At 68.5% G+C, this 12969-nt stretch carries 12 protein-coding genes; 11 read left to right on the top strand and 1 reads right to left on the bottom strand.

From position 1 onward, the window contains the following. Positions 1-35: 35 nt before the first annotated feature. A complete protein-coding gene (betB, locus tag CRT60_RS27070) occupies positions 36-1505 on the bottom strand; it encodes a betaine-aldehyde dehydrogenase (RefSeq protein ID WP_098739600.1) in 1470 nt (489 codons plus the stop codon). A 280-nt stretch (positions 1506-1785) separates the two neighbouring features. On the opposite strand from betB, the gene CRT60_RS27065 reads away from it, so the two are divergent. The 11 genes from CRT60_RS27065 to CRT60_RS27015 all read left to right on the top strand — a co-directional run bounded on the left by CRT60_RS27065 (position 1786) and on the right by CRT60_RS27015 (position 12969). Then, positions 1786-3681, top strand: coding sequence for an ABC-F family ATP-binding cassette domain-containing protein (locus CRT60_RS27065; RefSeq protein WP_098739599.1), 1896 nt, complete (start codon positions 1786-1788; stop codon positions 3679-3681). A gap of 62 nt (positions 3682-3743) precedes the next feature. Next, positions 3744-4397, top strand: coding sequence for an exopolysaccharide biosynthesis protein (locus CRT60_RS27060; RefSeq protein WP_244592778.1), 654 nt, complete (start codon positions 3744-3746; stop codon positions 4395-4397). Positions 4398-4451: 54 nt separating this feature from the next. After that, entirely contained in the window at positions 4452-5048 is a 597-nt protein-coding gene (locus CRT60_RS27055; RefSeq protein WP_098739597.1) for a class I SAM-dependent methyltransferase, read from the top strand. A gap of 43 nt (positions 5049-5091) precedes the next feature. Beyond that, complete coding sequence (locus CRT60_RS27050; protein ID WP_098739596.1) at positions 5092-5484, top strand: VOC family protein; 393 nt, start codon at positions 5092-5094, stop codon at positions 5482-5484. 85 nt (positions 5485-5569) lie between these two features. Further along, complete coding sequence (locus tag CRT60_RS27045) at positions 5570-6361, top strand: YdcF family protein (RefSeq protein WP_098739595.1); 792 nt, start codon at positions 5570-5572, stop codon at positions 6359-6361. Positions 6362-6493: 132 nt separating this feature from the next. Further along, positions 6494-7477 carry a septal ring lytic transglycosylase RlpA family protein gene (locus CRT60_RS27040; RefSeq protein WP_098739594.1) on the top strand — a complete coding sequence of 328 codons (984 nt, stop codon included), beginning with the start codon at positions 6494-6496 and terminating at the stop codon, positions 7475-7477. A gap of 88 nt (positions 7478-7565) precedes the next feature. Further along, a complete protein-coding gene (locus tag CRT60_RS27035) occupies positions 7566-8756 on the top strand; it encodes a D-alanyl-D-alanine carboxypeptidase family protein (protein WP_098739593.1) in 1191 nt (396 codons plus the stop codon). A gap of 11 nt (positions 8757-8767) precedes the next feature. Further along, a complete protein-coding gene (tmk, locus tag CRT60_RS27030; protein ID WP_098739592.1) occupies positions 8768-9451 on the top strand; it encodes a dTMP kinase in 684 nt (227 codons plus the stop codon). Further along, the gene (locus CRT60_RS27025) at positions 9448-10578 is read left to right on the top strand and encodes a DNA polymerase III subunit delta' (protein ID WP_098739591.1); all 1131 of its coding nucleotides are present in this window, start codon (positions 9448-9450) and stop codon (positions 10576-10578) included. The genes tmk and CRT60_RS27025 overlap by 4 nt, the downstream gene beginning before the upstream one ends. A 51-nt stretch (positions 10579-10629) precedes the next feature. Next, entirely contained in the window at positions 10630-12180 is a 1551-nt protein-coding gene (gene metG / locus CRT60_RS27020; RefSeq protein ID WP_098739590.1) for a methionine--tRNA ligase, read from the top strand. 9 nt (positions 12181-12189) lie between these two features. Beyond that, complete coding sequence (locus CRT60_RS27015; protein WP_098739589.1) at positions 12190-12969, top strand: TatD family hydrolase; 780 nt, start codon at positions 12190-12192, stop codon at positions 12967-12969.

The raw sequence follows: 12969 nt of genomic DNA, 5'->3' as shown, positions 1-12969 counted from the left end.
TTCTTTAAAAAAGCGGCCTTCTCTGAAAAGCGGGCTCAGAACACCGACGAGTAGGCTCCCAACTCGACCTGGACCGACTTGAGGCGGGTGTAATGGTCGAGCGTCTCGACCCCGTTCTCGCGGCCGATGCCCGACTGCTTGTAGCCGCCGACCGGCATCTCCGGCGGCGATTCGCCCCAGGCGTTGATCCAGCAGATCCCGGCCTCCAGCCGGTGGATCACCCGGTGGGCGCGGGCCAGATCGCTGGTGACCAGCCCGGCGGCGAGGCCGTAGCTGGTGGCGTTGGCGCGCGCGACGACCTCCTCCTCCTCGTCGAAGGTCAGGATCGACAGGACCGGACCGAAAATCTCCTCGCGCACGATGGTCATGCCGTCGTGGCAGTCGGTGAAGACGGTCGGCGCCACATAGGCGCCGCGCGCGAAGACGGCGCCTTCCGGAATGCCGCCGCCGGCCAGCAGCCGCGCGCCCTCCGCCTTGCCGGCCTCGATGTAGCGCAGCACCTTGTCGCGGTGGGGGAAGCTGGCGAGCGGGCCGAAATTGGTGTCGGGATCCAGCGGATCGCCCATGCGGATGCGGCGCACCCGGACCATCAGCCGCTCTTCGAACGCCGTGGCGATACTGCGCTGGACGAACACGCGGGTGCCGTTGGTGCAGACCTGCCCGGAGCTGTAGAAGTTCGCCATCATGGCGATGTCGGCGGCGCGGTCGAGATCGGCGTCGGCGAAGACGATCAGCGGCGATTTGCCGCCAAGTTCCATCGTCACCTCCTTCAGGGTCGATCCGCCGGCCGCGGCCATCACCCGTTTGCCGGTCTCCACCCCGCCGGTGAAGGACAGCTTCTCGATGCCGGGATGGGCGGCCAGCAGAGCACCGACCCGACCGTCGCCCTGGACGACGTTGAACACGCCGTCGGGCAGCCCGGCCTCGCTGTAGATCGCCGCCAGATGCAGCGCGGTCAGCGGCGTCACCTCGCTCGGCTTGAAGATCATGGCGTTGCCGGCGGCCAGCGCCGGGGCCGATTTCCACAGCGCGATCTGGATCGGGTAGTTCCACGCGCCGATCCCGGCCACCACCCCCAGCGGCTCGCGCCGGGTGTAGACGAAGGAGGTCGGACGCAGCGGGATCTGGCGGCCCTCAAGAGCCGGGGCGAGGCCGGCGTAATATTCCAGAACGTCGGCGCCGGTGACGATGTCGACCGCGCGCGTCTCGCTCAGCGGCTTGCCGGTGTCGAGCGTTTCGATTTCCGCCAGCGCGTCGTTGCGCTCGCGCAGCAGGGATACCGCCCGGCGCAGTACCCGCGACCGCTCCATCGCCGTCATCGCCCCCCACACCGCCTGCCCGGCGCGGGCGCTGTCGACGGCGCGGTCGATCTCCGCGGATGTCGCCTGTGCGACCTCGGCCAACACCTCCCCGGTCGCCGGGTTGACGGTGGCGAAACGCTCCGCCCCCTCGTCTTCGACGGGACGACCATGGATGTAATGGGCCAGACGTCCGAACCGCGTCATGTCGCGTCTCCCTGATCCGAGGTCCAGAGGGTGGCAGTGAATCGCAGCAATTCGATTGCCGGAGTCAGCGTGGTTTTTATTGATTGAACGTTCAATTAAAAAAGAACGGGTGGCGATTCCGTTCCTTGAATTGGTCGTGTTCAAACAAACCCGATGGCCGGCACCAAGCCGAAGCAGGGCGGAACGGGCTGCCCTGCGCGGGACAAAGCCGTGCCATTCGCACGCCATCAGCCCCGCCCCGCTTCAAATCGGCGCCCTCGCGTGCTACATCCTCCGCGCTATGCTGCACATCAATGACCTGACCTTCCGCTTCGGCGGCCGAGTGTTGTTCGACCATGCGACGGCGGTGGTGCCCAAGGGGCATCGCGTGGCGCTGGTCGGGCGCAACGGCACCGGGAAATCGACCCTGCTGAAGCTGATCTCGGGCCAGCTGCAAACGGATGCCGGCGCCATCACCCTGCCGGCCGGCATGCGGATGGGCATGGTGGCGCAGGAGGCCCCGAGCGGGCCGACGACGCTGATCGACGCCGTGCTGGCCGCCGACACCGAACGCACCGCCCTGCTGGCTGAGGCCGAGACGGTGACCGACCCGATGCGCATCGGCGAGGTCCACGCAAGGCTCGCCGACATCGAGGCGCATTCCGCCCCGTCGCGCGCGGCGCAGGTGCTGTCCGGCCTGGGCTTCGACGCCGAGGCGCAACAGCGGCCCTGCTCCGACTTCTCCGGCGGCTGGCGGATGCGCGTGGCGCTGGCCGGCGTGCTGTTCTCCCGCCCCGACCTGCTGCTGCTGGACGAGCCGACCAACCACCTCGACCTCGAAGCCACCATCTGGCTCGAGGGTTATCTGAAGAACTACCCGCACACCATCCTGCTGGTCAGCCATGACCGCGAGCTGCTGAACGCGGTGCCGACCACGACGATCCACATCGACCAGGGCAAGCTCGTCACCTACAGCGGCAATTACGACCAGTTCCTGGCGCAGCGCCGCGCCAACCAGGAACGCATCGCCTCCATGGCCGCCAAGCAGGAGGCGCGGCGCAAGCACATGATGTCCTATGTCGACCGCTTCCGCTTCAAGGCCAGCAAGGCCCGTCAGGCGCAGAGCCGCCTGAAGCTGCTGGAGAAGATGGAGTCGATCACGCTGATGGAGGACGATCCCGAGGTCGTCTTCAACTTCCCCCCGCCCGACGAGCTGGCGCCGCCGCTGATCGCGCTGGAGGGGGTCAGCATCGGCTATGGCGACAAGGTGATCCTGCGGCGGGTCAACCTGCGCATCGACATGGAGGACCGCATCGGCCTCTTGGGTGCCAACGGCAACGGCAAGTCGACGCTGGTCAAGCTGCTGGCCAACCGGCTGCAACCGATGGCCGGCGAGATGCGGCGGCCGTCCAAGCTGCGCATCGGCTATTTCGCCCAGCATCAGGCCGAGGAGCTGGACCTGTCGCTGACGCCGATCCAGCAGACCCAGCGCATCATGCCGCTGGCGCTGGAGGAGAAGGTGCGCGCCCATCTCGGCCGCTTCGGCTTCCCGCAGGTGAAGGCGGAGACCAGGATCTCCAGCCTGTCCGGCGGCGAGAAGGCGCGGCTGCTGCTGGCGCTGATGAGCCGGGAAGTCCCGCACATCCTGATGCTGGACGAACCGACCAACCATCTGGACATCGACAGCCGCGAGGCCCTGATCGAGGCGATCAACGACTTCCCCGGCGCCGTCATCGTCATCAGTCACGATCCCCACCTGATCGAGATGACGGTGGACCGGCTGCTGCTGGTCGCCGACGGCACGGTGCAGGCCTATGACGGCGATCTCGACGACTACCGCCGCTATCTGCTCGACCGCGCCAAGGCGGAACGCGCCGTCGCCAAGGGCGGCACCGACCGCGACGCCGGGCCGAACAAAAAGGATCAGCGCCGCGCCGCCGCCGAGGCGCGCACCGCGCTTGCCCCGCTGAAGCGCAAGGCCACCGATGCCGAGGCGCTGGTGACCAAGCTGAGCGAGGAGAAGCGCAAGATCGAGGCGAAGATGTCCGATCCGGCGCTCTACACCGGTCCGTCCGACAAGCTGACCAAACTGCAGATCGAGCTGGGCACGGTGGAGAAGAAGCTGGCGACCGCCGAGGAAACCTGGCTGGAGGCGCTCGAACTCTACGAGAGCGCCGCGGCGGAGGCCGGCGTTTGAACGCCCGCCGGCACATAGGCGGCTCCGACGGTAACGCCCAGGCAGAGATGGATCGGGCCGAGATGGAGCATGACGGAACCATCGCCCTGCCCACCGTCTGCGACGGTGAGGAGGAGGAGCGAACCTCCGACGTGCTGGCACGCTTCCGCGCCAACCTGCCGAAAGAGCGGGTCACGCTGGGCGACCTGATCCGGGCGCTGGGCGACCGCTCGCTCGGCACCATCCTGCTGGCGCTGTCTCTGCCGACCATCGCCCCGGTGCCGCTCGGCGTGTCCTGCCTGTTCGACCTGCCCATCGTGCTCTACACCGCGCAGATGGCCTTCGGCCGGCGCGGGGCCGGGCTGCCGGACTGGCTGCTGCGCCGCTCCATCGGCACCCGGCTGGCGGCGCGGACGCTCGACGCCGCCATGCCGCGGCTGGTGTGGATCGAGCGGATGCTGAAGCCACGGCTGCACCGCCTCGCCCGCATCGACGAGGAGCGCTGGTTCGGGCTTCTGCTGTTCATCCTGACGCTGACCTGCATCGTGCCGCTGCCGCTGACCGGCTGGCTGCCGGGCTTCGCGCTGGTGCTGATCTCACTGGGGCTGATCGAGCGCGACGGCGGCGCCATCGGCATCGGGCTGGGGCTGACCGCCGCGGCCCTGGTGTTTTTGACTCTGGTGGCGAGCAGCCTGTCATACGCAGGTCACCAACTTCTGGCAGCAACTCTGCATTAGGGCCGGCGCCCCTGAACGACGGGAGAGGGCCGCCCCGAACCAGGAAGGCCTTGCATGAGCGAGAAGATCGAGACGGCACCCGCCCCGCTTTCCGAATCCTGGCTGTTCTTCCGCCGCTGGCTGGCCGATCCCTGGGCGATGGGGTCGGTCGCCCCCTCCTCCCAGGCGCTGCGCCGCCGCATCACCCGCGAGATCCGGCGGGAGCCGGACGAGGCGGTGGTGGAGTTCGGCGGCGGCACCGGCCCGATCACCGCGGCGATTCTGGAGGCCGGCGTCCCGGCCGACCGGCTCTACAGCTTCGAGATCGACCCGGACCTCGCCCGCCATCTGCGCGCCCGCTGCCCGGCCGTCACCGTCATCGCCGACGACTGCCGCAAGGCGCCGGAGTTGCTGGGCGAGACGCTGTGCGGCAAGGTCGGCACCGTGGTGATCGGCATCCCGATGATCACCTTCCCGCTGGAGTTCCAGCGCGAGGTGCTGGACGCCACCTTCCGCATCCTGCGGCCGGGCGGGCGGTTCCTCCTCTACAGCTTCATGCCGCATTCGCCGCTGAACCGCGAGGCGCTGGGGCTGACAGGGCAGCGGTTGGGCTTCACGCTGCGAAATCTGCCGCCGGCATCGGTATGGGGATACCGCCGTGCCGGAGAGTGATAAGGTCCTCCGCCCCGGTAACCCGCAACCAGAGAGAGCTTCCATGAAGTTCGGCTATACGATCCTCTATGTTCCCGACGTCGCGGCGTCGCTGGTCTTCTTCGAGAAGGCGTTCGGGCTGAGCCGGCGCTTCCTTGCCGAAACGGGCGACTATGGCGAACTGGACACCGGTTCCACCACCCTCGCCTTCGCCAGCCAGGAGCTGGCGCTGTCGCACCACCCCGCCGGCTATGTGTTCGCCAGCGCCAGCGAAAGGCCGCTGGGCGTCGAGATCGCGCTGGTCACCGGCGACGTGGAAGCGGCGCACGCCACGGCGCTGGCCGCCGGCGCCACTGAACTGGCACCGCCGAAAGGCATGCCGTGGGGACAGATTGTGTCCTACATCCGCTGCCCCGACGGCACGCTGGTGGAGCTGTGCACGCCGGTCGGGGGCTGACGGCAGCGGGGCCGGCGCGGTTGCCCTGCCCCGACCGCCGCGCTTATGGTCCGCCCTCCCGTCCACCATCGTGAGCCTGCCGGCGATGTCCTTCATCCTGTCGAAGCTGCTGTGGGGCGTCTTCGCGCCCGGCAACGCCCTGGTGCTGGCGGTGGCGCTGGGCGCGCTGCTGCTGCGGACGCGGCGCTGGCAGCGCGCCGGACGGCGGCTGGTCACGCTGGCGGCGGTGCTGCTTCTGCTGGTGATGTACACGGGTCTCGGTGCGCTGGTCGCCCTGCCGCTGGAGAACCGCTTCCCGCGATCGGTGCCCGAGGGGCGGATCGACGGCATCATCATGCTGGGCGGCGCCCTAAACCCGCCGATCACCGCCGACCGCGGCGACCCGTCGCTGAACGACGCGGCCGAGCGGATCCTGGGCTTCGCCGACCTCGTCCGCCGCCATCCGGAGGCCAAGGCCGTCTTCACCGGCGGATCGGGCCGGCTGCTGGCGCCGGACCTGAAGGAGGACGTCACCGCCCGCGCCGCCCTGCTCCAGGCCGGCATCCCCGCCGACCGGGTGCTCTACGAGGCTGAGTCCCGCAACACCTGGGAAAATGCGGTCTTCAGCAAGGAGATGGTCAAGCCGGCACCGGGTGAACGCTGGATCCTGGTCACCTCGGCCATGCACATGCCGCGGTCGGTCGGCATCTTCCGCGCCGTCGGGTGGGAGGTGACCCCCTACCCCGTCGACTACCGCACCAAGCATGACGCCACGCCCTGGCTGCGCTTCGAGTTCGGGCAGAATCTGGTGATCCTCGACGACGCGGTGCGCGAGTGGATCGGGCTGACCGCCTATTGGCTGATGGGCCGCACCGACAGCCTGTTCCCCGGACCCTAACGGGTCGACCCGCTTGCGGGCTGTGTCATCGTACCGCCGCCGCGTTCGAGCCATTGGCGCGGCGGTGCCACTCCGCTAGAGTGCCGCCGCCTTGGCGGTCGGGCCGGGTCGGGGAAAGAAGGAAATTGGCGGATGCGTCGCTGGCGCGGGGTGAGCAGGGTCGTCGTGCTGGTCGGCGTGGCAGCGCTCGCCGCCTGCGCGCAGAAGCCCGCCGGCACCGGCCCGGGCCTTCCCACCAGCGGCGTCTACAAGGTGGGAAAGCCCTACCAGATCAACGGCGTCTGGTATTATCCCAAGGAAGATTTCAGCTACGACGAGACCGGCATCGCCTCTTGGTACGGCCCCGGCTTCCATGAGAAGAACACAGCCAACGGCGAGATCTACGACCAGAACGAACTGACCGCAGCGCACAAGACCCTGCCGATGCCGAGCCTGGTGCGCGTCACCAACCTCGATAACGGCCGGTCCATCGTCGTGCGGGTCAACGACCGCGGCCCCTACGCCAACGGCCGCATCATCGACATGTCGCGGCGCGGCGCCCAGCTGCTGGGCTTCGACGGGCCCGGCACCGCCAAGGTGCGCGTGCAGATCCTGGCGGAGGAAAGCCGGGCCATCGCCGCCGCCGCGCGCCAGGGCACGCCCGCCCCGCTGCTTGCCGAGGTCGACGGCCCGCCGCCGAAGGCCGCCCCGCGCGGCCGGATCGAGGTGAGCGGCCCATCCGGACCGGCGGCGGCGCAGGCCGCCTCCCTGTCTCCCTCCGCCGGCACTCCCCGTGCGCCGGTGGTCGGCGCCCCGATCCCTCCACCGGCCACCGTCGCCGGCAGCATGGCGGAGGGCCGCTTCGTGCCGGCCCCGGTGGTGGCGCAGCTGCCGGTGAGGGCGCATGAGGCGATCTATGTGCAGGTCGGCGCCTTCGGCAGCGAGGAGAATGTGGCGAAGGCCCGCGCCCGCCTGTCGTCCATCGGCCAGCGCGCCAGCGTCAGCCAGACGCGGACCGCCGGCCTGACCCTGCACCGCGTCCGCGTCGGACCGCTGGACAGCGTCGACAGGGCGGATACCCTGTTGAACCAGATCATCCAGGCCGGCCTTACGGAGGCCAAAATCGTGGTGGATTGATCCAGCCACCCGACACCACCCCCGGCCGCTCCCTATGAGCGCCAGCGACCCTATTGCCTGTACCGAGTGTCCTTGGAGGATTGTTGCCATGAACGCTGTTGTCGTCCGCCTGTGTGCCGTTTTCGGCCGTTCCGTTGCTGTCACAGCCGGAATAGCGATGGCCGGGGCCACGATTGGCGCCGGCTTCACCGCGGCCTCGGTCCAGGCCGCGACCCTCGACACCATCGCCAAGCAGGCGATCCTTGTCGATCTGACCTCTGACACCGTGCTGTTCGAGAAGAACGCCGACGAGCGCATGGCGCCCTCGTCGATGAGCAAGATCATGACCGCCTACATGGTGTTCGAGGCGATCAAGGGCGGCCGCCTGACGCTGGAGAGCACCCTGCCGGTCAGCGAGCGGGCCTGGCGGATGCAGGGCTCCAAGATGTTCGTCGAGCTTCACAACAACATCAAGGTCGACGACCTGCTGAAGGGCATGATCGTCCAGTCCGGCAACGACGCCTGCATCGTGCTGGCCGAGGGGCTGGCCGGGTCGGAGCAGTCCTTCGCCGAACAGGCGACCAAGCGCGCGAAGGAGCTGGGGCTGAAGAGCAGCAACTTCGCCAATGCCACCGGCTGGCCCGACCCCAACCACTACATGACCGCCCGCGATCTGGCGATCCTGGCCGAACGGCTGATCAAGGACTTTCCCGAATTCTACAAGTACGATTCGATCCGGGAGTTCAAGTATCACGGCATCACCCAGGGCAACCGCAACCCGCTGCTCTACCGCAACATGAATGTCGACGGGCTGAAGACCGGACACACCGACGCCGGCGGTTATGGCCTGACCGCATCGGGCGAGCGTGAGGGGCGCCGGCTGCTGCTGGTGGTCAACGGCCTGCCCAACATGCAGGCGCGCGCCGACGAATCGGCCCGGCTGATCGAGTGGGGTTTCCGCGAATTCGCTTCCTACACCCTCTATAAGGGCGGCGAGACCATCGAGCAGGTTCCGGTCTGGCTGGGCGAGCAGGACATGGTCCCGGTCACCGTGCCGCAGAACCTGAGCGTGACGATGGCCCGTGCCGACCGCCCCGGCATGAAGGTGTCGCTGGTCAGCAGCGCCCCGGTGGCCGCCCCGATCAAGAAGGGCGACACGGTCGGCAAGCTGGTGATCTCCGCCCCCGGCTTCCCGGGCAAGGAGGTGCCGGTGGTGGCCGCCCAGGACGTGCCGAAGGCCGGCATGTTCGGCCGCGCCTTCGCCGCCGCCAAGTATCTCGTCTTCGGCAACAGCCTGTGACCGTAACGACGATGCCGACCGCCCCGGCTCCTTCCGCCAAGCGCGGCCGCTTCATCACGCTGGAAGGCGGCGAAGGGGCCGGCAAGTCGACGCAGCTGCGCCGTCTGGCCGACAGCCTGCGCGTCTCCCTGCATGCCCGCGGCGTCGAGCTTGTGACGACGCGGGAGCCGGGCGGATCGCCCGGCGCGGAGGAGATCCGCGGCCTGCTGGTGACCGGCGAGACCGGCCGCTGGAGTGCCACCACCGAGGCCCTGCTGCACACCGCCGCCCGCCGCGACCATCTGGAGCGCACGGTGTGGCCGGCGCTGGAGGCCGGGACCTGGGTGCTGTGCGACCGCTTCTTCGACAGCACCATGGCCTATCAGGGCTATGGGCTGGGGCTGGGGCGCGAGCTGATCGAGACCTTGCAGACGGCGGCGCTCGGCGGCTTCCGTCCCGACCTGACGCTGATCCTCGACATCGATGTGGAGACAGGCCTGCGCCGCGCCGTGGCGCGCCATGGCGGCGAGGACCGCTATGAGCGGATGGACATCGGTTTCCACCAGAGGCTGCGCGACGGCTTCCTCGACATCGCGCGGCGGGAGCCGGAGCGCTGCGCCGTGGTCGATGCCGATGCCGACCTCGATACCGTGCAGGCGGGCATCTGGGACACCGTCGCCACCCGCCTGGGGCTGGCCCAAGGGCTGGCGTCGTGAGCAAGGCACGCACCCCGGCCCCGGCGGGCCCCGGCGCCGAAGAGGCGCTCGCCCCGCGGCGCAACCCCGACCTCGTCGGGCATGACGAGGCGGAACGGCTGCTGCTGGAGGCCTGGAACTCCGGCCGGCTGCCGCATGCCTGGCTGATCGGCGGCACGCCGGGCATCGGCAAGGCGACGCTGGCCTTCCGCTTCGCCCGGTTCGTCCTGGCCCAGGAGCCGCCCGGCGACAGCCTGTTCGGTGACTCCATGGGGGGGGCCGCGCCGGTCACCTCGCTGCACATCGGTCCCGACCATCCGGTGTTCCGCCGGGTGGCGTCGGGCGGCCATGCGGACATGCTGACCATCGAGCGCCAGCGCGACGAGAAGAAGGGCCGGCTGAAGCGCGACATCGCCGTCGACGACGTGCGCAAGATCGGCCCTTTCCTGCGCCGCACCTCGGCGGAAGGCGGCTGGCGCGTAGCGGTGATCGACGGCGCCGACCGCATGAATCTCAGCGGCCTGAACGCCATCCTGAAAATCCTGGAGGAGCCGCCGCCCGGTGCCCTGCTGCTGCTGGTCAGCGACAATCCCGGCGGCATGCTGCCGACCATCCGCTCGCGCTGCCGCAAGCTGACGCTGAAGCCGCTGGCCGAAGACACGGTGATCGACCTGCTGGGGCAGCACCGGCCCGACATCGCCGCCGACGACCGCCCGGCGCTGGCCCGCCTGTCGGAGGGCAGCGTCGGCCGCGCCATCGACCTCGCCGACGCGGGTGGCCTGGCGCTCTACCGCGAGATGATCGGGCTGCTGTCCGACCTGCCGCGCATCGACATCGTCGCGGCGCACGCCTTCGGCGACAAGCTGACCCGCAAACAGGATGACGGGATGTTCGAGACGGCGACCGAGCTGCTGGTCTGGTGGCTCGCCCGCTTTGCTCGCTCGCTCGCCCGCGGGGCCTGGCCGGCGGAGGTGGTGCCGGGCGAGGCCGCCCTGATGACCCGATTGGCGAACGCCCGCGGTCTTGAACGTTGGGTGGAGGTGTGGGAAAAGGTTCAGCGTCTTTTCGCGCGCGCGGAATCCGCAAACCTGGACCGCAAGCAGGTGGTCCTGAACGCCCTGTCGGCGCTGGAAACGGCAGCCGCCTAGGGTTGTTTCAGAACCTGCCGGTTGAACCTGACTTGAAAGAAAGTGCCGCAAATGGCCGGGCCGAAGACCTTCTACCTGACGACGCCGATCTATTACGTGAACGACGTGCCGCACATCGGCCACGCCTACACGACGCTTGCCTGCGACGTCCTCGCCCGGTTCATGCGCCTCGACGGCTATGACGTGAAGTTCCTGACCGGTACCGACGAGCACGGCCAGAAGGTGGAGAAGTCGGCGGAGAAGGCCGGCATCGCGCCGCAGGAATTCACCGACCGGGTGTCGCAGAACTTCCGCGATCTCGTCTCGCTGATGAATTATTCCAACGACGACTTCATCCGCACCACCGAGCCGCGGCACGTCAAGTCGGTGCAGGCGCTGTGGACACTGCTGAAGGATCGCGGCGAGATCTATCTCGGCTCCTATGCCGGCTGGTATTCGGTCCGTGACGAGGCCTTCTACGGCGAGGACGAGCTGACCACCAACGCCGAGGGCAAGAAGATCGCCCCGACCGGCGCCGAGTGCGAATGGGTCGAGGAGCCGTCCTACTTCTTCAAGCTCTCGGCCTGGCAGGACCGGCTGATCGAGTTCTACGAGCAGAACCCCGATTTCATCGCGCCGGCCGGCAAGCGCAACGAGGTGATGTCCTTCGTCAAGTCGGGCCTGAAGGACCTGTCGGTCAGCCGCACCACCTTCAAGTGGGGCATCCCGGTGCCGGGCGACGACGCCCACATCATGTATGTCTGGCTCGACGCCCTGGCGAACTACATCACCGCCGTCGGCTATCCCGACACCACCGGCGACTATGCCAAATACTGGCCGGCCGACCTGCACATGGTCGGCAAGGACATCCTGCGCTTCCACGCCGTCTACTGGCCGGCCTTCCTGATGGCCGCCGGTCTCCAGCCGCCCCGCCGTGTCTTCGCCCATGGCTGGTGGACCATCGAAGGCCAGAAGATGTCGAAGTCGCTGGGCAACGTCATCGCCCCGGATTCGCTGGTCAACACCTACGGCCTCGACCAGACCCGCTATTTCCTGCTGCGCGAAGTGCCGTTCGGCAATGACGGCGACTTCTCGCACAAGCAGATGGTCAACCGGATCAACGGCAACCTCGCCAACGATTACGGCAATCTGGTGCAGCGCGTCCTGTCGATGATCGGCAAGAACTGCGGCGCCGCCGTGCCGACGCCGGGTGAATTCACGCAAGCCGACAACGCCTTGCTCGGCTCGGCCTACGGCATGCTGGACATCGTGCGCGCGGAGATCAGGGCGCAGGCCTTCCATAAGGCGCTCGACGCCATCTGGGCCGTGGTCGGCGACGCCAACCGCTATGTCGACGAACAGGCGCCGTGGGCGCTGAAGAAGACCGACCCGGCGCGCATGGCGACCGTGCTCTATGTGCTGGCCGAGACGATCCGCCATCTCGCCATCCTGACCCAGCCGGTGATGCCCGACGCCTCCGCCAAGATCCTCGACCTGCTGGCGCTGGGTCCGGATGCGCGCGGCTTCGGCAATCTGGGTCCGTCGGGGGCGCTGGCCGCCGGCACGCCGCTGCCGACGCCGCAGGGCGTCTTCCCGCGCTACGTCGAAGAACCGAAGGCCTGAGTTCCCCCGATGCTTGTCGACAGCCATTGCCATCTCGACTTTCCCGATTTCGCCGAAGAGCTGGACGCGGTCGTCGACCGCGCCCGGCAGGCCGGCATCGGGCGGATGGTCACCATCTGCACCTACTTCAGCCGCTTCGACCGCATCCTGGCGGTGGCGGAACGCTATGACGACATCCTCTGCACGGTGGGGGTCCATCCCCACCAGGCGGCGGAGGAATTCGCCGTCACCACCGTCGACACGCTGGTCGAGCTGTCGCGCCATCCCAAGGTGATCGGGCTGGGCGAGACCGGGCTCGACTATTTCTATGACAAGAGCCCGCGCGACCAGCAGCAGGAGTGTTTCCGCCGGCACATCCGCGCCAGCCTGGAAACCGGCCTGCCGCTGATCATCCACACCCGCGATGCCGACGACGACACCATGCGCATCGTTAAGGAGGAAGCGGCCGGCCAGCCGGTGAAGGGGCTGCTGCACTGCTTCAGCTCCGGCCGGGCGCTGGCGGAGGAGGCTGTGGAGTACGGCTTCACCCTGTCGCTGTCGGGGATCGTCACCTTCAAGAAGTCGGACGAGCTGCGCGCCATCGTGAAGGACGTTCCGCTCGACCGCATCCTGGTGGAGACGGACGCGCCCTATCTGGCGCCGATCCCCTTCCGCGGCAAGCGCAACGAGCCGGCCTATGTCGCCCACACCGCGGCCTGCGTGGCGGAGGTGAAGGGCGTGTCGGCGGAGGAACTGGCCCGCGTCACCACCGACAACTTCTTCCGCCTGTTCGCCAAGGCTGCTGTATGA

The sequence above is a fragment of the Azospirillum palustre genome, assembly GCF_002573965.1.
Taxonomy (GTDB): domain Bacteria; phylum Pseudomonadota; class Alphaproteobacteria; order Azospirillales; family Azospirillaceae; genus Azospirillum; species Azospirillum palustre.
The sequence above is the reverse complement of the archived record's forward strand: the minus strand, read 5'-3'. Positions and strand labels throughout refer to the sequence as shown.

What these genes read in the sequence shown, in the direction of transcription:
- CRT60_RS27045 (WP_098739595.1), top strand. Translation starts at nt 5,570, where the DNA reads ATGTCCTTCATCCTGTCGAAGCTGCTGTGGGGCGTCTTCGCGCCCGGC.
- CRT60_RS27015 (WP_098739589.1), top strand. Translation starts at nt 12,190, where the DNA reads ATGCTTGTCGACAGCCATTGCCATCTCGACTTTCCCGATTTCGCCGAA.
- CRT60_RS27040 (WP_098739594.1), top strand. Translation starts at nt 6,494, where the DNA reads ATGCGTCGCTGGCGCGGGGTGAGCAGGGTCGTCGTGCTGGTCGGCGTG.
- tmk (WP_098739592.1), top strand. Translation starts at nt 8,768, where the DNA reads ATGCCGACCGCCCCGGCTCCTTCCGCCAAGCGCGGCCGCTTCATCACG.
- betB (WP_098739600.1), bottom strand. Translation starts at nt 1,505, where the DNA reads ATGACGCGGTTCGGACGTCTGGCCCATTACATCCATGGTCGTCCCGTC.
- CRT60_RS27060 (WP_244592778.1), top strand. Translation starts at nt 3,744, where the DNA reads ATGGAGCATGACGGAACCATCGCCCTGCCCACCGTCTGCGACGGTGAG.
- CRT60_RS27065 (WP_098739599.1), top strand. Translation starts at nt 1,786, where the DNA reads ATGCTGCACATCAATGACCTGACCTTCCGCTTCGGCGGCCGAGTGTTG.
- CRT60_RS27035 (WP_098739593.1), top strand. Translation starts at nt 7,566, where the DNA reads ATGAACGCTGTTGTCGTCCGCCTGTGTGCCGTTTTCGGCCGTTCCGTT.
- CRT60_RS27050 (WP_098739596.1), top strand. Translation starts at nt 5,092, where the DNA reads ATGAAGTTCGGCTATACGATCCTCTATGTTCCCGACGTCGCGGCGTCG.
- CRT60_RS27055 (WP_098739597.1), top strand. Translation starts at nt 4,452, where the DNA reads ATGAGCGAGAAGATCGAGACGGCACCCGCCCCGCTTTCCGAATCCTGG.
- metG (WP_098739590.1), top strand. Translation starts at nt 10,630, where the DNA reads ATGGCCGGGCCGAAGACCTTCTACCTGACGACGCCGATCTATTACGTG.